General features: G+C 74.9%; 1 pseudogene. It reads right to left on the bottom strand.

The annotated features are described in order from the left end of the window. Positions 1 to 359 (bottom strand): annotated as a pseudogene (locus AC1DN0_RS41985) (hypothetical protein); the annotation flags it as partial.

Below are 359 nucleotides of genomic sequence, written 5' to 3'. Positions count from 1 at the left end.
CGCGGGCGCGGTGCAGCGCATCGCCGCTCTGCATGCGCAGCGCATCGCCGTCGAGGCCGCCGTGGGCGACCACGCGGGCATCGCCGACAGTCACCGACCATGCCCCGTCCTGCTGCTGCACCGTCACCGGCTGCTGGGTGCCGCGGTGCTCCAGCGTCAGCGTGCGCGGTGCGCGCGCGCCCAGCCGCCAGCCGTCCTGCTGCTGCCAGGGCGAGTGCGGGTCGCGTGCGTCGATGCGGGCTGCATCCTGGCTGCCGATGGCGGCCATGGCGGCCATCGCCCACAGGGCAGGATCGCTGTCGTCCGCGTTCGGCGCGAGCGCGGCCTGCTCGCGCTCGATCAGCGCGGTATCCAGGTCT

This window comes from Cupriavidus sp. 05N39 (genome assembly GCF_056397325.1).
Note: the sequence above shows the minus strand (reverse complement) of the source record. Positions and strands in the feature narration are given on the sequence as shown.